The 22362-nt window shown below is 24.9% G+C and carries 19 protein-coding genes and 4 tRNA genes; 7 read left to right on the forward strand and 16 right to left on the reverse strand.

The genetic code is table 11. From position 1 onward, the window contains the following. Positions 1 to 46 precede the first annotated feature (46 nt). The 3 genes from dnaX (at position 47) to Bfest607_RS01535 (ending at position 3052) form a co-directional block, all read left to right on the forward strand. Positions 47 to 1693 carry a DNA polymerase III subunit gamma/tau gene (gene dnaX / locus Bfest607_RS01525; RefSeq protein ID WP_500838548.1) on the forward strand — a complete coding sequence of 549 codons (1647 nt, stop codon included), beginning with the start codon at positions 47 to 49 and terminating at the stop codon, positions 1691 to 1693. 46 nt (positions 1694 to 1739) lie between these two features. After that, the gene (locus tag Bfest607_RS01530) at positions 1740 to 2201 is read left to right on the forward strand and encodes a DNA polymerase III subunit gamma/tau C-terminal domain-containing protein (protein ID WP_500838549.1); all 462 of its coding nucleotides are present in this window, start codon (positions 1740 to 1742) and stop codon (positions 2199 to 2201) included. Between the two features lie 173 nt (positions 2202 to 2374). Further along, positions 2375 to 3052 carry an adenylate kinase family protein gene (locus tag Bfest607_RS01535; protein WP_500838550.1) on the forward strand — a complete coding sequence of 226 codons (678 nt, stop codon included), beginning with the start codon at positions 2375 to 2377 and terminating at the stop codon, positions 3050 to 3052. 105 nt (positions 3053 to 3157) lie between these two features. Here the strand turns inward: Bfest607_RS01535 and Bfest607_RS01540 are convergent, their stop codons facing one another. Continuing rightward, the gene (locus tag Bfest607_RS01540; protein WP_500838551.1) at positions 3158 to 3667 is read right to left on the reverse strand and encodes a UDP-2,3-diacylglucosamine diphosphatase; all 510 of its coding nucleotides are present in this window, start codon (positions 3665 to 3667) and stop codon (positions 3158 to 3160) included. Continuing rightward, positions 3658 to 3909: a hypothetical protein gene (locus Bfest607_RS01545; protein ID WP_500838552.1), complete on the reverse strand. Its 252-nt coding sequence runs from the start codon at positions 3907 to 3909 to the stop codon at positions 3658 to 3660. The genes Bfest607_RS01540 and Bfest607_RS01545 overlap by 10 nt, the downstream gene beginning before the upstream one ends. Before the next feature lie 270 nt (positions 3910 to 4179). On the opposite strand from Bfest607_RS01545, the gene cysS reads away from it, so the two are divergent. Beyond that, a complete protein-coding gene (gene cysS, locus Bfest607_RS01550) occupies positions 4180 to 5607 on the forward strand; it encodes a cysteine--tRNA ligase (RefSeq protein ID WP_500838553.1) in 1428 nt (475 codons plus the stop codon). 78 nt (positions 5608 to 5685) lie between these two features. On the opposite strand, the gene folD is transcribed toward cysS, so the two are convergent. Then, entirely contained in the window at positions 5686 to 6537 is an 852-nt protein-coding gene (gene folD, locus Bfest607_RS01555) for a bifunctional methylenetetrahydrofolate dehydrogenase/methenyltetrahydrofolate cyclohydrolase FolD (RefSeq protein ID WP_500838554.1), read from the reverse strand. Between the two features lie 181 nt (positions 6538 to 6718). Here folD and Bfest607_RS01560 point away from each other — a divergent pair. Both Bfest607_RS01560 and Bfest607_RS01565 read left to right on the forward strand, forming a co-directional pair. Beyond that, positions 6719 to 6792, forward strand: a tRNA-Arg gene (locus tag Bfest607_RS01560). A gap of 188 nt (positions 6793 to 6980) precedes the next feature. Further along, complete coding sequence (locus Bfest607_RS01565; RefSeq protein WP_500838555.1) at positions 6981 to 7952, forward strand: DMT family transporter; 972 nt, start codon at positions 6981 to 6983, stop codon at positions 7950 to 7952. Positions 7953 to 8136: 184 nt separating this feature from the next. Here Bfest607_RS01565 and rodA read toward each other — a convergent pair whose 3' ends face one another. The 10 genes from rodA to Bfest607_RS01615 form a co-directional block, all read right to left on the reverse strand. Continuing rightward, positions 8137 to 9252 (reverse strand): rod shape-determining protein RodA, encoded by a 1116-nt coding sequence (gene rodA, locus Bfest607_RS01570; protein WP_500838556.1) that lies wholly within the window; start codon positions 9250 to 9252, stop codon positions 8137 to 8139. A 54-nt stretch (positions 9253 to 9306) separates the two neighbouring features. Further along, on the reverse strand, positions 9307 to 11154 hold the full coding sequence (gene mrdA / locus Bfest607_RS01575; protein WP_500838557.1) for a peptidoglycan DD-transpeptidase MrdA: 1848 nt from the start codon (positions 11152 to 11154) through the stop codon (positions 9307 to 9309). A gap of 103 nt (positions 11155 to 11257) precedes the next feature. Further along, positions 11258 to 11587, reverse strand: a complete 330-nt coding sequence (gene rsfS, locus Bfest607_RS01580; RefSeq protein WP_500838558.1) for a ribosome silencing factor — start codon at positions 11585 to 11587, stop codon at positions 11258 to 11260. A 230-nt stretch (positions 11588 to 11817) separates the two neighbouring features. After that, a complete protein-coding gene (gene holA / locus Bfest607_RS01585; protein ID WP_500838559.1) occupies positions 11818 to 12825 on the reverse strand; it encodes a DNA polymerase III subunit delta in 1008 nt (335 codons plus the stop codon). 48 nt (positions 12826 to 12873) lie between these two features. Further along, a complete protein-coding gene (locus tag Bfest607_RS01590) occupies positions 12874 to 13464 on the reverse strand; it encodes an LPS-assembly lipoprotein LptE (protein WP_500838560.1) in 591 nt (196 codons plus the stop codon). Positions 13465 to 13470: 6 nt separating this feature from the next. Then, positions 13471 to 16077, reverse strand: coding sequence for a leucine--tRNA ligase (gene leuS, locus Bfest607_RS01595; protein WP_500838561.1), 2607 nt, complete (start codon positions 16075 to 16077; stop codon positions 13471 to 13473). A 129-nt stretch (positions 16078 to 16206) separates the two neighbouring features. Continuing rightward, the gene (lnt, locus tag Bfest607_RS01600) at positions 16207 to 17778 is read right to left on the reverse strand and encodes an apolipoprotein N-acyltransferase (RefSeq protein ID WP_500838562.1); all 1572 of its coding nucleotides are present in this window, start codon (positions 17776 to 17778) and stop codon (positions 16207 to 16209) included. Between the two features lie 26 nt (positions 17779 to 17804). Beyond that, entirely contained in the window at positions 17805 to 18677 is an 873-nt protein-coding gene (corC, locus tag Bfest607_RS01605) for a CNNM family magnesium/cobalt transport protein CorC (protein WP_500838016.1), read from the reverse strand. Positions 18678 to 18715: 38 nt separating this feature from the next. Then, positions 18716 to 19180, reverse strand: coding sequence for an rRNA maturation RNase YbeY (gene ybeY / locus Bfest607_RS01610; protein WP_500838017.1), 465 nt, complete (start codon positions 19178 to 19180; stop codon positions 18716 to 18718). 36 nt (positions 19181 to 19216) lie between these two features. Further along, positions 19217 to 20212 carry a PhoH family protein gene (locus Bfest607_RS01615; protein ID WP_500838018.1) on the reverse strand — a complete coding sequence of 332 codons (996 nt, stop codon included), beginning with the start codon at positions 20210 to 20212 and terminating at the stop codon, positions 19217 to 19219. A gap of 388 nt (positions 20213 to 20600) precedes the next feature. On the opposite strand from Bfest607_RS01615, the gene Bfest607_RS01620 reads away from it, so the two are divergent. Then, positions 20601 to 21800 carry an FAD-dependent monooxygenase gene (locus Bfest607_RS01620; protein WP_500838019.1) on the forward strand — a complete coding sequence of 400 codons (1200 nt, stop codon included), beginning with the start codon at positions 20601 to 20603 and terminating at the stop codon, positions 21798 to 21800. Between the two features lie 102 nt (positions 21801 to 21902). Here the strand turns inward: Bfest607_RS01620 and Bfest607_RS01625 are convergent. The 3 genes from Bfest607_RS01625 to Bfest607_RS01635 all read right to left on the reverse strand — a co-directional run bounded on the left by Bfest607_RS01625 (position 21903) and on the right by Bfest607_RS01635 (position 22281). Continuing rightward, positions 21903 to 21974: transfer RNA gene (locus Bfest607_RS01625), tRNA-Gln, on the reverse strand. 45 nt (positions 21975 to 22019) lie between these two features. Continuing rightward, positions 22020 to 22101: transfer RNA gene (locus Bfest607_RS01630), tRNA-Leu, on the reverse strand. 106 nt (positions 22102 to 22207) lie between these two features. Beyond that, positions 22208 to 22281, reverse strand: a tRNA-Met gene (locus Bfest607_RS01635). Positions 22282 to 22362: the final 81 nt, after the last annotated feature.

A 22362-nucleotide genomic window follows, 5' to 3' on the forward strand; every position in this document is an offset into this window, starting at 1 on the left:
TTAGTCAGTAATTTTTATATATTAAGTAATTTTATAGAGAATTTTTATGATTTATAAAGTACTTGCGTTAAAATGGAGACCTAAGAAATTTTCAGAAGTGATAGGTCAATCTCATATTACTAAAGCAATGATAAGTAGCTTCAATTTAAATAGAATTCATCATGCTTATATATTATCTGGAACAAGAGGATCTGGAAAAACTACTATAGCTCGATTGTTTGCAAAAGGATTAAATTGTAAAATTCAAACTGAATTTAATGATGTATGCGGTCAATGTAAAAATTGCTTAAACATTGAATCAGGATGTTTTATTGATCTTATTGAGATAGATGCAGCTTCTAGATCTAAAGTAGAAGAAACTAGAGAATTTTTAGATGATGTACAATATACTCCATCTCAAAGTAAATTTAAAATTTATTTAATTGATGAAGCACATATGTTATCTAGACATAGTTTTAATGCATTACTTAAAACATTAGAAGAACCTCCTCAGCATGCAAAATTTATTTTAGTTACTACTGAATATCAAAAGTTACCAGAAACTATATTATCTAGATGTTTGCAGTTTTATTTAAAACCTTTAAATATTTCTCAAATCAAGACACAACTTCAGTATATTTGTAATAAGGAAAATATTACTATCGACATACATGCATTAGAATTGTTAGCTTATTCAGCAAAAGGTAGTATGAGAGATGCTTTGAATTTATTAGAGCAAGCAATTATTTTAGGAAATCATAATAATATTACTACCGATATTATTAATAATATGCTTGGAATTTTGAATATGGATAGTTCCATATCTTTAATTGAAGATTTAATTTATGGTAGTATAAATAATTTAATGGATAAAATTGATCAATATTCAAATTTAGGAATAAATTGGGATTATTTTTTTTCTGAAGTACTAACTATTCTTCAAAAAATAGCAATTAATCAATTTGCTTCATTTTCTATGAAACAACAAAATAATGATGAATTAAATAATATCAATAGTCGAATGCGTAATTTAAGTAACCATATATCTCCTGAAACTGTACAGTTGTATTATCAAATTTTTCTGTTAGGTCGAAAAGAATTACCGTATGCACCTAGTTATCGAATAGGAACAGAAATGACTATTTTAAGGGCATTAGCTTTTTCTCCAACCAATATAAAATCAAAAAAAAATGATAAAAATGATATTAATAAATTTTCAGATAATCAAAATCATCATGAACATTCTATAAAAAAAATAGAAACTCATTTAAGTTCATTAACAACAATTAATGATAAAATTAATCTGAATAAACCAGCAATTGCTGATGCTTTTGATTTAAATAAAAACATTATAGACTCGAAAAAGGTCCAGTATGACGACAATTCTAAAATATTTGATATAAATCTAAAAAACATAATACATGATAACTCTAATAGTGTGAATAATAAATTTGATTATCATTCTACTACTGAAATTGCTAATGATACCGTTATTCCTAAACCAGAGATTTCTTCTAATACCGCTTCTGAAATATTAAAAGCTCGATCAAAACTAATTGATTATCATAAAAATTATGATAAATCTATTCAAATTAAATCTGAATTAAATAAGGATGTTGAATCTCAAAAAAGACTGAAAAACATATTAAAACGATTTTCTAATATTAATATAAAAGTTTTTACACATGATTCTGAGAATATAAAAAAAAAATAATAAAAATTTATTAACACAAGGGGTATTGAAGATATTTAATAACAGTGTGATTACTATAAATTATAGTTTGCATTCAAATTTTAAAAATCCTGTAAACGCTATTATACAAGATATATTTCAACAAGCGATAAACTTTGATCCATGGATATTTCAGATATATCAATTATCTTTATTAGAAGCTAAACAATTACTTTTAAGCTCTTGGAGAGAAATATTTGATGGTAATGAAATTCGATTACATTTATTAACTTGTTTTCAATATTTATATTCTAAAGATTTACATAATTCTATACAGATAGAATTAAACAATATTCTTAAAATACCAATTCAGTTATCCATAATAACAGATAATGATTTTTTATGGAAAACGCCAATAGAGTATTTATATTCATTATATATAAATAAAATTAATCAATTAAAACGAGAAATTTCAATTGATCCATATGTGAAAATAATTCAATCTTCTTTTGATGCTAATTTTCACGAAGAAGATATTCAAATTTTTTAAAACATTTATTGTTATTATTTGAAATTTTATTAAAGTTTACGCATTTAATTATTAGTTAATGTAGTTTTATTTAATATAAATAGGAATAAATTTTAAAATGATTAAAATTATAAAGATTAGTAATTTCTATGACATTATTAAAAATATCAATAAACATATTTAGATGAATTATCATGATACGTATTATATTTTTAGGTCCTCCTGGATCCGGTAAGGGAACTCAAGCTCATTTAATTGCAAGTTTATATAAGATACCTAATATTTCTTCAGGAGAAATATTAAGACAATCATTTGTATATAATGTATTTAAATCAGATTCAATGCTTTCTAATACTAAGAATGTAATAGATTCTGGAAAATTAGTAAGTGATAGATTAATAAGTAAATTAATTATTAATCGTATACGAAATAAAGATTGTCAAAATGGTTTTGTAATTGATGGATTTCCCAGAACAATAAATCAAGCTATTTTAATAAAACAAAATAATATTTATATTGATTTTGTAATAGAATTTCATATGACAGATTCTGAAATTATTGATCGAATAACAGGAAGACAAATTCATTTGCCATCAGGTAGAATATATCATTATAAATATAATCCCCCTAAATATCCTGGATTAGATGATTTTACTGGAGAAAAATTAATTATTCGGAAAGATGATAATAAAGAAATAATACGTCAACGATTAATAGAGTATTATAAGTGTACTGCTCCACTTTCAGGATATTATCAAGAACAATCAAAAAAAAATAATATAAATTATTTTATTATTGATAGTAATCAAGATATTATCGCAGTCCATAAAGAGTTAATTGACATCATTAATTCTTATCTAATTTTAAATTAGATAAGAATTAATGATGTTTTTTTATTATAAAAAATTAACAAAATATTAGTAATTTTGGCATATAAATACTATATTCTTAAATGTAATTAACACTTAAAATGATTTTTAATAATCTAAAGGAAAGCACATCAAGGTTATATTACCATTTTTATCATCTATTTTTACCGCTGATCCATATTTATTCCAACAACCCAATACTACTCGTTTTAATAAAATTCCATTTTTTTTTCCTGTAGATAAATAAATATTATGAATGGTTGGTTGATGTGTATGTCCATGAATCATAATTTGTGCTTGATTTTGAATTAAAATATCTATTACTTTTTGAGTGCTGACATTGAATTTTTTTTTAGATTTGTGTTGCTTATGTTTCATGCAATAAAAACGTGCAATTTTAAAAACGCATAAACGTAAAGATAAAGGCAAAGATAAAAATAACTTTTGAACTATATGACAATGTAAAAACATTTTCAATCGTTGATATGACTTATCATATATACATAAACTATCTCCATGTAACATAATTATGTTTTTACCTGATGATAATTTCAATATTTGATTATCTGGCAATAAAGTCATGCCACAAGAATTAGCATATTTTTTCCCTAATAACAAATCTCGATTACCTTTAATAAAATAACACGGAATTTTTTTTTTTTTAATGATTGTAAACCTTTAGCAATATCTGCACACATTAAACTTTGATGATCATCCCCTAACCATATTTCAAACAAATCCCCTAAAATATATAAAGCTTGTGCTTTAGCAGCATGAGTATACAAAAAATTTAAAAACCCTTTAATAATTTTTGGTTTTTCATTACATAAATGAACATCTGAAATTAATAATATTGACATATTACTTAGTAATATACATACTTTTTCTAAAAGTATAGATAGATAACATACAAAACATCCTATTTATTTCAAATTAAAATAATATTACATTATATGGTCAAATTAAACGAATGTAAATTGTTAACTATATTAATGTTTATATTATTTTTTTATTTATGTATTTATATAAAAATATGTTAACTATTATCAATATTAATTGAGATATTATATGATTGGTAATCATCACTATAATATATTATTCTTATCAATTATAAGTAATGGACGAATATTATGTTAAAAATTTTTAATACTTTAACAAAAAAAAAAGAAATTTTAAAACCAATTAATTTTAATAAAATAAAATTATATGTTTGTGGTATTACTGTGTATGACTTATGTCATTTAGGTCATGCTAGAACATTTGTAATATTTGATATGATAGTACGTTATTTAAATTATTGTGGATATCAAGTTGAATATACTCGTAATATTACAGATATAGATGATAAAATTATAAATCGAGCCTTTAAAAATCATGAAACTACTATACAATTAACCAATCGTATGATTCAAGAAATGTATACAGATTTAGATGCTTTAAATATATTACGACCTAAATATGAGCCGAAAGTAACAAATTATATTAATAAAATTATTGATTTCATTCATTTACTTATAAAGAAAAAATATGCATATATCACATTCAACGGTGATGTAATGTTTTCAATAAATTCTACTAGTAATTATGGAATTTTATCTCATAGAAAAAAAATAATTAAATTTGATAATAAATATATAAATAATAATATAATTAAAAAAGACTCTGGAGATTTTGTACTATGGAAATCTTCTAAATTTATGGAACCATACTGGATAGCTCCGTGGGGTAAAGGAAGGCCAGGGTGGCATATTGAATGTTCTACTATGAGTCATGATATTTTTGGGAATCATATAGATATTCATGGAGGAGGATCAGATTTAATTTTTCCACATCATGAGAATGAAATAGCTCAATCTACTTGTGCTTATAATATTAATCCTAATTCTTATGTAAATATATGGATGCATGTCGGTTTATTATCATTAGGTCATGAAAAAATGTCAAAGTCATTAAATAATTTTTTTACTATACGTGAAATTTTGAAAAAATATGATCCTGAAACTGTACGATATTTTTTGTTATCAGCACATTATAGACATCAATTACAATATAATGATAATAGCATGCAAAGTGCACAATTATCATTAAAACGTCTTTATATTTCTTTGCAAGGAGTTAATCCAATAGTTCAGTCTAGTAATGATGGAGGAAAATATTTTATATCAAAATTTATTGAAAAAATGAATGATGATTTTAATACTCCTGCAGTTTATTCAATACTTTTTGAAATGGCACATGAATTAAATAAATTAAAAAATAAAAATTGTTATGTACACGCACAAAGATTAGCAGCACAATTAAAATATTGTGCAAATATTTTAGGAATATTATATCAAGATCCAGAAATTTATTTAAAATGCCAATCTTCAAGAAATAATAATATTGTTGATATAGAAAATATTCAGAAGTTAATTCAAATAAGAGAAAATGCTCGTAAAAAAAGAAAATGGAAACTAGCAGATAAAATACGCACAGAATTAAATACTATGGGAATAATATTAGAAGATAAATTTGACGGAACAACTAAATGGAAATATCATTGGTTTAAAAAAGAATAAAAAACAAATTTTATTTATATAAATTAATTATTAATTGAATTTATTATAATTTTAGTTAAATATAAATAAAATTATCATTCATAAATGATTATAATAAGCTTGCAAAGTATTTTGAATTAAAGTAGCTACTGTCATTGGCCCAACACCACCTGGTACAGGAGTGATGTATGCTGCCCGTTCATAAGCACTAAGAAAGTGCACATCTCCTACTATACTTCCATCATCTAATTTATTGATACCTACATCAATTACTATAGCTCCTTTTTTTATCCAATTTCCAGGAATAAAATTAGCTTTACCAATTGCTACAATTAATAGATCAGCATTTTTAATGTATAATTCTAAATTGCGTGTAAATTTATGTGTTATAGATACAGTACATCCTGCTAATAACAATTCCATCATCATAGGTCTGCCAACAATATTTGAGGCGCCAACTATTACTGCGTCTAAAATAAACATATCTATATTATATCGTTGCAATAGTGTCATAATACCTTTTGAAGTACAAGGTCGTAATATAGGTGATCGCTGACATAATCGACCTATGTTATATGGATGAAATCCATCTACATCTTTATCAGGAGTAATGTGTTCTAAAATTTTAATATCATTTAATTTTTTTGGCAATGGAAGTTGAATTAGAATTCCGTCTACACGATAATCATTATTAAGAGTTTTAATGAGTTGTAATACTTCTTTTTCAGTTGCTGTTATAGGTAGTACATAAAGAAAAGATATAAATCCAACTTGTTTACACGCTTTTTCTTTATGAGTTACGTAAATTTTAGAAATTGGATCATTTCCAATTAAAAGCATTGCCAATCCTGGTGCTCGATTTCCCATATTTATATTTTGACAAACTTGTTTAGCGATGTTTTGTTTAATTTTTTCAGCAACATATTTCCCATCAATTAATTTAGCATTCATTTTTTGACAACACACCTGTATAATAAAGCACAGTAATATATGACACATAAATATGCGTATATTATATACCTAATTTAAAAGATATATTTATATACTTATAACAATTATATTATGTAATATATAAATAGTAGAATTAAAATGTTATATAATAAATTCATAGAAACATATAATACATACACGTGCGCTCTTAACTCAAAAGGATAGAGTAACGGCCTTCTAAGCCGTAAGTTATAGGTTCGAATCCTATAGAGCGCATTTATATCAATTTCACTATTATTTATACATATAAATAATAGTGAAATTGTTCTTAACAAGTAATTTTTTAGGTTTATATTGATTTTTAAAAAATAAGGTATATATAATAAATAATTTTTTAAATTGTTGGTTAAATAATATTAATTATATATTTTATTATATCACTATAGTATATTAGTATAATTATAATGATTTTAGGAATCGTTTGTGCTGTAATATCAGGATCATTGTGGGGATTAATTTTTATAGGTCCACTGTTAGTACCAGAATATCCTGGAATATTACAAGCTTCAGGTCGTTATATAGCATTTGGTTTAATTTCATTACCATTATCATGGATTGATAGAAAACATTTATGCAAATTATTACTAACAGATTGGATAGAAGCTGCTAAATTAGTGATAATGGGGCATTTAATATATTATACTTGTTTAGCTAGTGCAATTCAACGCATAGGAGCACCTATTTCAACAGCTATTATTGGGACATTACCTATAATGATTACAATCACATCATATATTGTTACCAATACTCATCAAAGACAAAATAATAAAAAATTACATAAATTTTCTACTGTTATCATACCTGTTATATTAATTGGAATAGGATTATTGTGTGTTAATATTGCTGAATTACAATCTGAATGTTTTATCAAAAATAATTCTTTAGAATATGTATTTGGAGTATTTTTAGCAGTGATTTCAGTGATATGTTGGTCATGGTATGCATTAAGGAACGCTTATTGGTTAAAAACTCATCCAAATAATAAACCCGTTACTTGGGCTAATGCTCAAGGAATAGTAACTTTGCCATTGTCATTTTTTGCGTATTTTATTATATGTTTATATTCATACTATACAAAAGATGAATTTATATTACCATTAGGTCCTCGTCCATTTTTTTTTATTTTTTTAATGATGTTAATTGGTTTTTGTTGTTCTTGGTTAGGAACTTTTTTTTGGAATGAAGCAAGCCAAAGATTACCAACTACTTTGATTGGATCTGTAATTGTATTTGAAACAATAGCAGGTTTAATATATGCCTTTATATATCGTCAATTATGGCCATCTCCGCTAATTTTATTAGGAATCATTTTATTAATTTTAGGGGTGTTTTCTGTGTTATATATTCAAAATTTTAGAAATAATCATTATCAATAAAAATGAAAACACTTGTTTGTTATTCTAAAAATAATAGAACTTTGCATTAATTTAAATAATTAATATTATTCAATGTATTTATTAAATAGTAGTACATGAAGCAAAAACAATAGCATCATTTGTCTTCAATACTTTTAATAAAATTAAACAATTTTATTAAAATAAAATATTTTTCTGATAACTTTTATAAAGTTTTTGAAATCATTTTTCTATGGCTATGTATAGACATGACGCATCCAAATTCTGCCATTAGTACTAATAAAGAAGATCCTCCGAAACTCATTAAAGGCAAAGGTATCCCCACTATTGGCAATATACCAGTGACCATTCCTACATTCATAAAAATAGTCAGAAATAACATCAACATAAAACTACCTATTATTATTCGTCCAAACATATGTGGAACATTAATTGCAATAGTAAACCCTCTTAATATTATACTTAAATATAATACAAATAATATAGATATTCCCACAAATCCAAATTCTTCTCCAATTACTGAAAAAATAAAATCAGTGTGACGTTCAGGTAAAAATTCTAATTGAGATTGAGTGCCGTGTAGCCATCCTTTTCCAGTTAAACCTCCTGAACCAATAGCAATTTTTGATTGAATAATGTGATATCCTGATCCTAAAGGATCAGTTTCTGGGTTCCATAACATGGATATTCTAATTTTTTGATATGGATGCATAAAACAAAACCATAGTATAGGAATACATGATAAAATTATTAGTAATATAATTATTATTAATTTCCAACTAATTCCAGATAAAAATAAAACAAATAGTCCAGAACTAGCTGTTAAAATAGCCGTGCCTAAATCTGGTTGTAATAATATAAAAATAGTAGGAATAATAGTTAGTAATAATACTATAGAAATTATTTTAATAGATGGAGGATATTGTCCTTTATTCAAATAGTATGTTGTTACTAGTAAAACAGAAAATTTAGATATTTCTGAAGGCTGAAATTTCATTAACCCTAGATCTAACCAACGTTGAGCTCCTTTACTAACATGTCCTGTAATATTCACTAAAATAAGTAGAATAAGACATATATTATATATATGTGGTGCATACATTTCATACATTTTAGGAGGTATTTGTGCTAATGAAAACATTATTACAAATCCAATTATAATTTGAATTATTTTTTGATGAATTATTTCTGCATTTTGTCCGCTTGCACTCCATGTTATAAAAATACTACATAATAAAATACAAAAAATTAATAAAAATAGTATTAAATCTATATGAAATGTTTTGAAAAAAATATTTTTTCTATAAATATTTTGATTCATTATGAAAATGATTATTTATTAATATAAAGTAAAATATATAAAATATTAAAATTCTTATAATAAAATATAATCAAATATTTTTCTAGTAATTGTTCCAATAGACATATCTACCCCTCCATTTTCTAAAATGATAACTATAGCTACAGTAGGCTTATCATAAGGAGCAAAAGCTGTCATTAATTTATGATCTTTAAGATATTTAGAAATTTTATTCGGATCATAATTTTGATGATTTTTTAATCTAAATAATTGCGCTGTACCAGATTTTGCTGCGGCTTTATATGAAGCATTAAAAAAACTATTTCTTACAGTTCCATTAGGACGATTGGCTGCTCCAAACATTCCATCTTTAGCGATTTTCCATACACTAGATGTAGGATCTCCTACTTGATTATGTTCAATTTGATTGTATGAAATAGAATAGTTTCTATTTAATAATATACGATTCAATAAATGAGGTATGCGAACATTGCCATCATTGATTAAAGTTATTAAAGCTTTAGACATTTGAATTGGAGTAGCAGTCCAATATCCTTGACCAATCCCTACAGATATTGTATCTCCTTGGTACCAAGGTATTTTAAATCTTTTTATTTTCCAATCTCTATTAGGCATAACTCCTGTTAATTCTTCAAACAAATCGATTCCTGTATATTTTCCATATCCAAATTTAGTCATCCATTCTGATAAATTATCTATTCCCATTTTATAAGCAATTTGATAAAAAAATGTATCAGAAGATTCTTCTAATGCTTTGGTAATATTTAGCTCGCCATGTCCCCATCGTTTCCAGTCTCTAAATCGTTTTTCAGAACCAGGTATTTTCCACCAACCTGGATCGAAAAAAGAAAAATTTTTGTTTATTACTCCTAAAATTAATGCAGACACTGAGATGTATGGTTTTACAGTAGATGCTGGAGGATATACACCTTGAGTAGCACGATTTAGTAAAGGACAATCATGATTTTTTAGTAAAAGATAATATTCTGATTTAGAAATACCATTAACAAATAAATTTGGATCATAGCTAGGATGAGAAACTAAAGCTTGAATTCCACCATTTCTAGGATCAATTACTATTACAGAAGATCGGCTACCTACTAATAATTTAGTAATATATTGTTGTAAATGCATATCTAAAGTTAACAAAATATCTTTTCCTGGTATTGGTTGTTTTTCATATAGTTTTCGAACAATTTTTCCACGATTATTTACTTCTACTGCTCCATAGCCTGGGGTACCATGTAAAATATTTTCATAGTAACGTTCAATACCTAATTTGCCAATATTTTGAGTTGCTATATATTTTGAATATGTACCGTTTTTATGTAATTGTTGTATATCTGATTTATTAATTTTTCCAACATATCCTATAACATGAGTAAATATAGAGCCATATGGATAATAACGAAGTTGATACCGTTTTATTGTTACTCCATTAAATCGAAATTGATTTACAGCAAATCGAGCTCGTTGTTCTTCTGTCAATTTAATTTTAATGGGGATTGGTATGAATTTAGGATAACGTTTATATTCTTTTTTAAATTTATTAATATCTTCAGTATTCAATTGTAATAAAGATTGTAATTCGTGAAGAGTTTTATTTAAATCTAAAATATGTTCTAGAGTTATTTCTAAATAATACACAGTACGGTTCATCGCTAATGCTATTCCATTACGATCATAAATAATACCTCTTTTTGGAGAAATAGGTATTATTTTGATTCGATTTTCATTAGAACGCATTGTATATATATGAAATTGTGCTATTTGTATATTATATAAATGAATAAATAGAATACAAACTATTATTATAATAATACTAAACGACACTGCTATTCGCTGCATAAATAGTAATTTAGCTGAATGATCAGAGAAAATTTGAAATTTATGAGATTTCATTCAAAATTGTTATGTATTACTAGATAATATTTTTGTAAAGAATATTTAATTGTATATCTTACAATTAAGATGTATATTGTCTTTTATTATTTTTTAAAATATACTAAATCCATAATTTTTCTAATTCATATAATTTTCGAGTTTCACTTTTCATAATATGTATTATTATATCATCTAAATCAACTAAAACCCATTCTCCAAACTCTATACCTTCTATTCTGTAAGATTTTTGATAACCTATATTACGACATTGTTTTACTATATTATGAGCAATAGAAACAACATGATGATTGGATTGCCCAGTGCAAAAAATCATCAAATTTGTAATACTGTATTTATATTTATTAGCATTTATATCTAAACAAATAATATCTTGTCCTTTTAAATCATTAATACAATTAATCACAAGTTGTTTTAATATTTCAAATTTCAAATTTCAGTATTCCTTTTAAAATATTTATATAACTTTTATATTGTTATGATATTATCATTATAATATAATTTTTATTATTAAATGTTTATTGGTTTATTTCATTCAAAAAAGATCACATAGTTATATTTTATATAGGTGTGATACATCACATTTTCATTACTATTGAAATTAAAAGATCAAGTTATTATCAAATATCTGATTTTTAATTAAATTATGTTATTATTATATTTTTAACATAATATTTCTGTTAATAATTCAAAATCTATTTTAGAAACTTCTGTATAATTTTGATGGTATTTTAGTTCCATCTGCGTTAATAATGATATAGCTTTATGTAATTGAATTAAATTTAATCTATGAATTGCTTTTGATAAAAGTACACGACGATACTGAGTATATACTTTATATTTATTAAATAATAGGGGTAATATATTTTCTTGTATTTTTGTATCATATTTAATCTGAATTATTAATAATATTTCATATTGAATTTTATGTAATAATACTTTTAGATTAAAATGCATTTGATTTAATTGTGTTAAAATTCGATTTGCACGTTGTTTTTTACCTATTAATATCGATTCTAACCAATGATTAGAATTAAAACAAGATGAATCCTCTGTAATATTTTTAATTCGATCATAAGTTAAATTTCCGTCAGGATAAACTAAAGATAGATGTTGTAATGTTTGTTTTAATAAAATTGTGTTACCTTCGTAATAATAGCATAACAATTGACAAGCTAAATTTTCTATGATTAAATTCATGCTTTTGGATTGACTTTGTATCCATGTTAACAGTCTTGAATATTTCAGTGTAGTACAGTTGATAAATAAGCTTTTTTTCTTTAAAAAGTTTACCCATATACTATGTTGGCTGATCTGATTAGATGTATATATAATTAAAATTAATATTAGGTTATCATGAATTAATGATAACAAAATTGAGCTGTTTTTTTCAAAATAAGAAATAGGGTAATTTTTAGAAAAAAGTATTGATAGTACTTTTAGTTTTGAAAATAAATCAGTTATTTTACATAATTCGAAAATTTCATTCCAATTAAAATGCGTGTTTAATCTAACTTGAAAATGTTCTAAATTGTGTAATTTCTTAATTGAATTTAAAATATCTAAATGACTGTCTTGTAATAAACATAAATCATCTCCATATAATACATATATGCGATTATTATCTTTATTTAATTCTTCAGATAGTTGTTCCGAATATATCCAAATCATACAGTTTTTAACAATTAATTAATTTATACAAATATTCAATATAATATTTTATTGTTGTTTATATTCATTAATACAATTAATGAATTGTTTTGTTAATTTATATGCTACATCTTGATACATTTCTTCTAGCATTTCATTTTCTTGTATTAAATTAGATAAAGCTTTTTCTGGATTTTTTATAAAATTTCTATATATTTGAATCAAAACAGGATAACAATTAACTTGATGAGGAATAAAAAATTCGGCTTGTATTTTTAAAATTATTTGATATTCAGATTCTATCCCATTTGGAAATACAGAAATAGTCATATGTTTTTTTGAAATATGCATAATATTTAAACTGGGTATATGTGATTTGTAATTTTTATTTATGATAGTGGTATTATCATATATATTATCAATAGTATCTATATTATTTATATACAATTCTTGCTTTATATATCGAGTGAGAGAATTAAATGAATCAGAACTTCTTAGTAAAACTGTCAATTGTTTGTTTTTATCAATGTCAAAGTTTTTTTCATTACATATATTGCGTGTATTTGTAGTAATTAATTGATAACTACACCCTGAAAATAATATTAATAATATATAAATATCTTTTCTTAAAAAAAATAAAAAATTTTTTATTGAAAACATTGATATTTATTTTATAAGAAAATTAATCACTTTATTGGGAATATATATGATTTTATATACTTGTTTTTTTTTAAAATTTTTATATAATTTAATTGACTGTTCTGCTATTTTATAAATTACGTTTTTATTACTATTTTTTGAAATAATGATACTTGTCTTTTTTTTACCGTTTACTTGTACAATAATAAGTACATTTTTATCTTGTATTGCTTTATTATCAAACATTGGCCATGAAGCATGATCAATGTTTTCTGTATTTCCTAATGATTTCCATAGAGCAAAACTAATATGGGGAGTAAATGGATATAATAATCGTATTGTCACAGAAAGAGCTTCTTGCAAAACTATTCTATCTTGAATACTGATTTGAGAAACATTTTTTAAATGATTGACTAATTGCATAATAGCTGATAAAGCAGTATTAAAGGACTGTCGCCGATCAATATCGTCGGTAACTTTTATTATGGTTGTATGTACTAAATGTCTGGTAGATTTATTTTCATTACTAAGTTTACAAAAATGAAGTTCATCATTGACCAGTCCCAATTTAACATGTTGATAAGTTATATTCCATAGTCGTTTGAGAAATCGATAAGCCCCTTCAATTCCGGATTCTCTCCATTCTAATGCAGAATGAACTGGAGCTGCAAACATTATAAAAAAACGAACAGCATCTGCACCATATTTTTGAATCATTGAATTTGGATCAATGCCATTATTTTTAGATTTAGACATTTTACACATTCCAGCATAAATTAAATTATTACCATTTACATCAACAGATTTTATTACATGACCTGTATTATTCCGAGTAACTATTACATTAGTAGGAGATACCCATATTTTTTGACCATTACTTGATATATAATAAAATGCTTCTGATAATATCATTCCCTGACATAACAATCGTATTGCTGGTTCATGTGAATTTATTAGACCTGCATCTCTCATTAATTTATGGTAAAAACGAAAATATATTAAATGCATAGTAGAATGCTCAATTCCTCCTATATATTGATCAATTGGTAACCAATAATTAGCAGCATTGGGATCTAACATTCCTTTATGATAATTAGGACAAGTATAACGCGCATAATACCAAGATGACTCCATAAATGTATCAAAGGTATCAATATCTCTAATAGCATTTTGATTTTTATATATAATTTTCATCCAATTATTTATATTTAGTTCCATAGAATTATTGGTATCGTAATAAGAGAAATATAATTTTTTGGGGAAAGTTACCGGTAATTCATTTAAAGGAACAGGTTCAATGATTCCATTTTTTAAGGTTATCATTGGCACTGGAACCCCCCAATAACGTTGGCGTGATATACTCCAATCTTTTAAACGATATACTATCTTAGAACTAGCTAATTTATTATCAATTAATACTTGAGTAATAACATTAGAAGCAATATTAGAAGTCAATCCATCAAAATCACCAGAATTAAATAATATTCCTAATTTGACCATTGCTTTAGTTTGAATATTAGGCAATTTGTTGTTTGCATATTTAATAACAGGTTTTATTGGTAAATGATATTGATGAGCAAATTCCCAATCTTGCTGATTATGAGCAGGACATGCTGCAATTGCTCCTATTCCGTCGATTTCTACAGGAACTACAAAATTTACTATCCAAATTGGCAATTTGTTATTATTAATTGGATGAATTGCATAAATATGAGTAAATATACCTTTTCTGTTTTTATTAATATAATCTTTTTTATAAAATTGTATTAAATCTACATTATAAGTATTAATAAAATCATTTACTTTTGAATTAGTTTCAGCTATTATTGAGGACATAGGATTATCTGTTGATAATGCTAAGTAAGTGATTCCCATAAAAATATCTAATCTAGTTAAATGGACGGTAATAGTTTTTGTACTGTTCATAATTTTAAAAATAACATTAACTCCTGTAGATCGTCCAATCCAATTTCGTTGCATAACCTTAACTTGGTTAGGCCAATATTTTAATTGGTCTAATCTTTCTAATAATTCTTCTGCATAATGAGTAATTTTCATAAACCATTGTGACATTTTTTTATACTGTATTGGATTTTGACACCTCCAACAATTATTGTTAATAACTTGTTCATTTGCTAGAACAGTTTTATGATACGAACACCAATTCACTACTGTTGTTTTTTTATAAACCAATCCTTTTTTATATAGATAATTGAAAAACCACTGTTCCCATTTATAATATTCAGATTTACAAGTAATAATTTCTCTATTCCAATCATAAGCAAAACCTAATGATTTTAATTGGTTTTTCATATAAGAGATATTAGAATATGTCCATTCCGATGGGTCTGTATTATTTATTATTGCAGCTTGTTCTGCAGGTAATCCGAAAGCATCCCATCCCATTGGTTGTAATACATTCTTACCAAGCATACGTTGATATCTAGAAATCACATCTCCAATGGTGTAATTTCTAACATGACCCATATGTAATTTTCCAGATGGGTATGGAATCATAGATAAACAGTAATACTTTTGTTTTTTTTTATCTTCTTTCACCGAAAATATTTTTTGTTCATACCAATATTTTTGAATTATATGTTCTATATGATTAGGAGAATAAAATTTATCCATAACTTTAATTGTATTAAATTTAATAATTTTTTAATAAAAATAACAAATTCTTAATAGTATCGATTATATTTTTTTTTGATATACGAAACAATATTTCAATATAAATTAATTAAATATAGTTGTCGGTTTTTAATTACGTTTTCGATTATAATTATAAAATTGTTTAAGAAACATATTACTGATTAGCAATAATGGATATATAATGCATATTATTATAATTATTGTAAATAACCACCATGATCCAAACTTCACATATGGAGTGAGACCTGTAGTTGGAATTACATTCTCAGTAAGTGTAGTAGAGACAAACTGAGGAATTTGTGATTTGATAGATCCATCCGCATAAATGATAGCAGTTATACCGCTATTTGTACAAAACAACATAGGTCTTCCTAGTTCTATTGCTCTCATGCGTGCCATTTGAAAATGTTGCCAAGGACCTATAGAATGTCCAAACCATATATCATTAGCAATAGTTAATAAAAAATCACTATTAACTTTAAAATTATCACGTATTTGATTACCTAAAATTATTTCATAACAAATGGCAGCAGTTATTTTTATATTCATAATATTTAATTGTGGCTGTAGATAACAACCACTTTTCATAAAGGCAATAGGTATTTTAAAATATTGAAATAAGGGTTCAAAAAAATATTGTAACGGAAATCTTTCAGCACATAAAACTAAATGATGCTTATTATATCTGTTATTGTTTAGATATGTATAGGGCGTTGTATTTCCTAATACAATAATACTATTATAATGATAATATTTATTTTTTTTAGTAGAAAATTTACTATTGATAATTCCGGTAATTAAACAAGTATTATATTCTCTTAATTGATTATCTAATAATGTTAAGAATTTATTGTGAAATAATTCATGCCCAAGAATAGCTGATTCGGGCCATATAACAATTTTTGTTTTTCCAATCAAAGGTAAAGTATGTTTTAGATATGTTTGTAATGCCAATTCAATATGATTTACATTATACTCTAAATGCGGATCAATATTGCCTTGAACTAAAGAAATAGTAGTAATTCGATCAGGTTCTAAATGATACCATTTAATCCATGTTAATGGATATAGCAATATTAATATAATTAGAGATAAAAAAAATGGGAACAATTGTATTGTTTTTATGCTTAATGCAAATAAAATACTAATAAATACTAAGATAAATGTTATACCTTCTACTCCTAAAATAGGTGCTATCCCTTTCATTGGTCCATCAATTTGAGTATATCCGAATTGCAACCAAGGAAATCCACTGCAAATATTTCCTCTAACACGCTCAACAATAGACCATAGTATTGATACAACAATACTCAATGTATTCCATTTAATTGGAAATGATTGTAATATTATAAAAAAAATAGCAAATAATACTGGAAAAATAGTTAAGTATATTATTAATATAAAAATTAATAAAAAACTTATAATCTCGTTAATATTAAAATATTGTGAAATACCAATATAAATCCAATATAATCCGGTACCAAAAAAACCTAATCCCCATAATAATGAATTCCATATGGCTTGTTTACATGAAACATTTAAAATTACTACGAACAAACCAGTTAAAGAAATAATGCTAGCTGGCCAAAAATCATACGGAGAAAATGCTAATATACCAAACATGCCGAACGTAAATGCTAATATTAGTTGTGCATATTTATTCTTAAAATTTGAAATCACAATTGAACACATATCAGTAAAAATTTTTATTTATTAGATAGATATAATGTATTGTTAGGAATTTGTACTAATAATTGAATAATACGATGATTATTAGTAATAGTAACCTTAAAAGTATAACCAGAAATATTAATAGATTCTCCATTTGTAGGTAAATGTCCAAAAGATTGCATAACAAATCCTCCTATAGTATCTATTTCTTCATTATAAAAATTAGAGTTAAACATTTTGTTAAAATCATTAATAGAAGTTAATGCTTTCACTAAAAAAGTATGGTCATTTATTTGATAAATATTACACGAGTTTTTATTATCATATTCATCTTCAATTTCACCTACAATTAGTTCCAATATATCTTCAATTGTGATAATACCAGACATACTCCCAAATTCATCAATTATAATTGCCATATGACATCGTTTTGCTCGAAATTCTTTTAACATTCTATCGACACCTTTATTTTCTGGTACTACCATAGCTGGACGTAAAATTTGATCAATATCACATGATTGAGATTTATTCAGCATGAAAGGCAATAAATCTTTAGCGATAAGAATACCTTTAATTTGATCTAGATTTCCATGTAACACTGGAAATCTAGAATGAGCAGATTTAATGATAATAGATAATTGTTCATCCCAAGATTGTGTATTTTTTAAAAATATAATTTGAGATCTAGGCACCATAATATCTCTAACTTTTTGTTCAACAATTTCCATTACTCCTTCTAACATATTTTTTGTATCTGTATCGATTAAAGAATTTTCCTCAAAATCACGAATTAAATTTAATAAATCACTTCTATTTTTAAAATTATCTCGAAATAAATGACGTAATATTATGGTAAAGAAATTTTTTTTTCGGATTAAATTAGTATTTTCCTCCACATTATTATTCATAATATTATTATATACATTTATTTTTTATAAAAATGCTTTTAATTAAAAACACAACATGTTTGATATCCAAATTTTTGGATCAGATTTAATTCCATTTTATACATTAATTCAGCATCGTCATTCAAAATATGATTGTATCCCAATAAATGTAATGATCCATGAATGATCATATGAGCCCAATGTATAATAGAAGACACATTGTATTGTTTCGATTCATATTCTACAATTTGTTTACAAATAATAATATCTCCTAATGATATAGATGGTATTCCTGATGGAGCTTTAAAAGGGAAAGATAAAACGTTTGTTGGATATTTCTTTCCTGCATAATACCAATTCAAAAATAACATTTCTTGTGTATCTACTATTCGAATAGTTAATTCTATTTTTTTTTTATACACAAAAAAAATTTTTTCTACCCAATTCCTAATTATATGTTCGTTAGGTATTCCGTATAAATTTATGCATGCTATTTGTAAATGAAGAGTAATCTTATTGCTCATTGTTAAATGATATCCTTAAATTTTAATATATAGAATTTATGTTAATTCACAAGATTCATATGCATCTATAATTTTAGTAACTATTGCATGGCGAACTGAATCTGTTTTATCAAAGAAGTTAAAACTAATATCTTTAATTATAGGTAATATTTTAATGGCGTGTGATAACCCGGATTCTTGATGTGATGGTAAATCAACTTGAGTAATATCTCCAGTAATAATTGCTTTAGAATTATATCCAATTCGAGTTAAAAACATTTTCATTTGTGTAATAGTTGTGTTTTGGCTTTCATCTAAAATAACAATAGCATTATTTAATGTTCGTCCACGCATGTACGCTAATGGGATTACCTCAATCATATTATTTTGCATTAGTTGTTCCATTTGTTTATATCCTAATACATCATTTAATGCATCATACAATGGTTGTATATAAGGATCTGTTTTTTGATTAAAATTTCCAGGTAAAAAACCTAATTTTTCTCCTGCTTCAATAGCAGGTCTACTTAGAATAATATGTTGGTTTTTTTTACGTTCTAATAAATCAATTGCAATAGCTATTGCTAAATATGTTTTTCCTGTACCTGAAGGTCCTATTCCAAATGTAACATCATGGTTAAAGATATTAGCAATATATCGAGCTTGATTTATAGTGCGAGGCCTAATAGTTCTATGTTTTAATATAATTTGCATTTGTATTGAAATAGAATTATTTTTCACATTATTCAAAAAATTTGGTTGTTTTGTTAATTCTTGAATATATTGAATGGCAAATGACACTTGTGTTGGATTAATATCATTAATTATTCCGTGTATGGATATTGTGTTTTTATATAAAGCTATTAAAGTTTTAATAGCGATATCTATTGATAAAGGTAGTCCTTTTAACTTAAAAATATTATTATGTCTATTAATAGTGATTTTCAGCTGATGTTCAAATTGTTTTAAATTATCATTGAAAGGTCCACATAAACTATTTAATCTATTGTTATTTATTGGTGTTAATGCAATTTCTGCAGTTTTTACATTCAAATATTATTTCCTTATTCTTATAAATTAATTAAAATTATCAAAACTAATGCTTATAATAAAATTTATAAATTTAAATCATATTCAATGTAAATGTGTTGTATAACACTATAACATTATTAATTAAATTTATTATAACTATATTAATAAAATAATTATAAAAAACAATAATTTTTTAATAAAAATATACAGTATAAGTACATCTATGTATATATAGATAACATTATTGATATATTATAAACATATTTCATGTTATAAATATGACAATTTTAATATTCAAGACAAATTTTACTACAAATTTTATTAAAATTCGTGTATTTATAGAAATATGTTTGCAATCTTGCAACGTATTATTCTAATATAGAAAATATAAAATTGTAGATAAAATAATATGAATAACAAATCATTTTATGACGTACTAATATTTGGAGCTGGTATTATAGGATCATCATTAGCATTACGTTTAGCACAATCTGGAATGGCAGTTGCTGTAGTAAATGATAATAATTTAATTTTGACAGAAAATAGTAGTATTGTACCAAACGCTCGAGTTTCTGCAATTAATTATGTTTCAGTAGAATTTTTTAGAAAAATTAATATTTGGAAAGATATTCCTTCAAAATTTTGCACATCATATCATTGTTTAAAAGTATGGGAATGGCCTATATCCATGGTAACATTTAATGCTAATTCTATAGGCTTATCCGAAATGGGGTATATCATTGAAAATAATCGATTAAAATTAGCTTTATGGAAAAAAATGATAGATTCTTCAAAAATAACATTGTATTATTCATCTATACTAACTGCCTTAAAGTATGATGGTAAATATTGGCAATGTACTTTAAATGATGGTATTGTGATAAATAGTAGATTATTAATAGGGGCTGATGGGGTAAATTCCCAAATTCGAAAAAAAATAGGCATTGGAATAACAGAATATATATATGATCAATATTGCATGCTATTAACTATTAAAACAAAACATTCTAAAAAAGGAACAATTTGGCAAGTTTTTACTCCACGAGGACCTATAGGTTTTTTGCCTTTATATGATTGCTGGGGATCATTGATGTGGTTTGATAAAAGCAGATATATTCGTCAACTAAAATGTTTACCTAGATTAATTTTAGAGAAAAAAATAAAAGATAATTTTTATAAGCAATTGGGAGATTTTTCATTACATAACATATGTACAATTCCTTTGCATAGCCAAAAAGCGAACTGTTCTATTTTTTCTGGAGGAGCTTTAATTGGAGATGCAGCACATACAATTCATCCTTTAGCTGGACAGGGAATCAATTTAGGTATTCGAGATGTTATAAAATTATCTGAATTATTAATTCAAATAATTGATTTTAAAAAAGATGGTTATGTTTTAAACACTATATTGCAATCCTATCAAAAATATCGAAAAATTGATGTGTATTTAATGCAAAATAGTATACATTGGTTATATGTGATATTTCATAATAATTTTTTACCATTAAAAATCACAAGAAATATGACTTTTATGGCAATAGAAAGAATACCTTGCATAAAGAAAAAAATATTAAAATATGCAGTAGGTACGTTAAATTTTATTAAATAGTTAAATAATTAAATAAAATTTAGTGTAATTAAAGCTTGTTAGTACTACTAAATATTATACCATACTAGTACAATTTAGTTATTTATTACCTAAAATCAAAAACTGGGGCACCAGGATTCGAACCTGGGAATGACGGGATCAAAACCCGTTGCCTTTCCTCTTGGCTATACCCCACATCATATGTTATACATGAATCATAAATTATTTTATATTAAAAAATACGGGAGACGAGATTTGAACTCGCATACCTGATGGTCCCAGAACCTAAATCTGGAGCGTCTGCCTATTTCGCCACTCCCGTATCTTCTTATATAAGATAATTAATTTACATAAATTATAATTATATAAAATAAATAAAAATTTTTAATTATTTTTATATAAAATTTATATAAAAATAAAAGAAATAATAGCTACGACAGGATTTGAACCTGTGCCCTCAGCATTATGAGTGCTGCGCTCTAACCAACTGAGCTACGTAGCCAATACACACTATTAATATATGCAATAGTTACAAAATTAATTTTTATTTGTAATATTAAAACTCATAGAATATATTATATAA

The sequence above is a fragment of the Candidatus Blochmannia festinatus (nom. nud.) genome, from assembly GCF_059936355.1.

Bases quoted from the DNA above. Each gene is read 5' to 3' on its own strand.
- dnaX (WP_500838548.1), top strand. From the start codon at position 47: ATGATTTATAAAGTACTTGCGTTAAAATGGAGACCTAAGAAATTTTCA.
- Bfest607_RS01535 (WP_500838550.1), top strand. From the start codon at position 2,375: ATGATACGTATTATATTTTTAGGTCCTCCTGGATCCGGTAAGGGAACT.
- Bfest607_RS01545 (WP_500838552.1), bottom strand. From the start codon at position 3,909: ATGTCAATATTATTAATTTCAGATGTTCATTTATGTAATGAAAAACCA.
- cysS (WP_500838553.1), top strand. From the start codon at position 4,180: ATGTTAAAAATTTTTAATACTTTAACAAAAAAAAAAGAAATTTTAAAA.
- folD (WP_500838554.1), bottom strand. From the start codon at position 6,537: ATGAATGCTAAATTAATTGATGGGAAATATGTTGCTGAAAAAATTAAA.
- Bfest607_RS01565 (WP_500838555.1), top strand. From the start codon at position 6,981: ATGATTTTAGGAATCGTTTGTGCTGTAATATCAGGATCATTGTGGGGA.
- rodA (WP_500838556.1), bottom strand. From the start codon at position 9,252: ATGAATCAAAATATTTATAGAAAAAATATTTTTTTCAAAACATTTCAT.
- mrdA (WP_500838557.1), bottom strand. From the start codon at position 11,154: ATGAAATCTCATAAATTTCAAATTTTCTCTGATCATTCAGCTAAATTA.
- holA (WP_500838559.1), bottom strand. From the start codon at position 12,825: ATGATTTGGATATATTCGGAACAACTATCTGAAGAATTAAATAAAGAT.
- Bfest607_RS01590 (WP_500838560.1), bottom strand. From the start codon at position 13,464: ATGTTTTCAATAAAAAATTTTTTATTTTTTTTAAGAAAAGATATTTAT.
- leuS (WP_500838561.1), bottom strand. From the start codon at position 16,077: ATGGATAAATTTTATTCTCCTAATCATATAGAACATATAATTCAAAAA.
- corC (WP_500838016.1), bottom strand. From the start codon at position 18,677: ATGAATAATAATGTGGAGGAAAATACTAATTTAATCCGAAAAAAAAAT.
- ybeY (WP_500838017.1), bottom strand. From the start codon at position 19,180: ATGAGCAATAAGATTACTCTTCATTTACAAATAGCATGCATAAATTTA.
- Bfest607_RS01620 (WP_500838019.1), top strand. From the start codon at position 20,601: ATGAATAACAAATCATTTTATGACGTACTAATATTTGGAGCTGGTATT.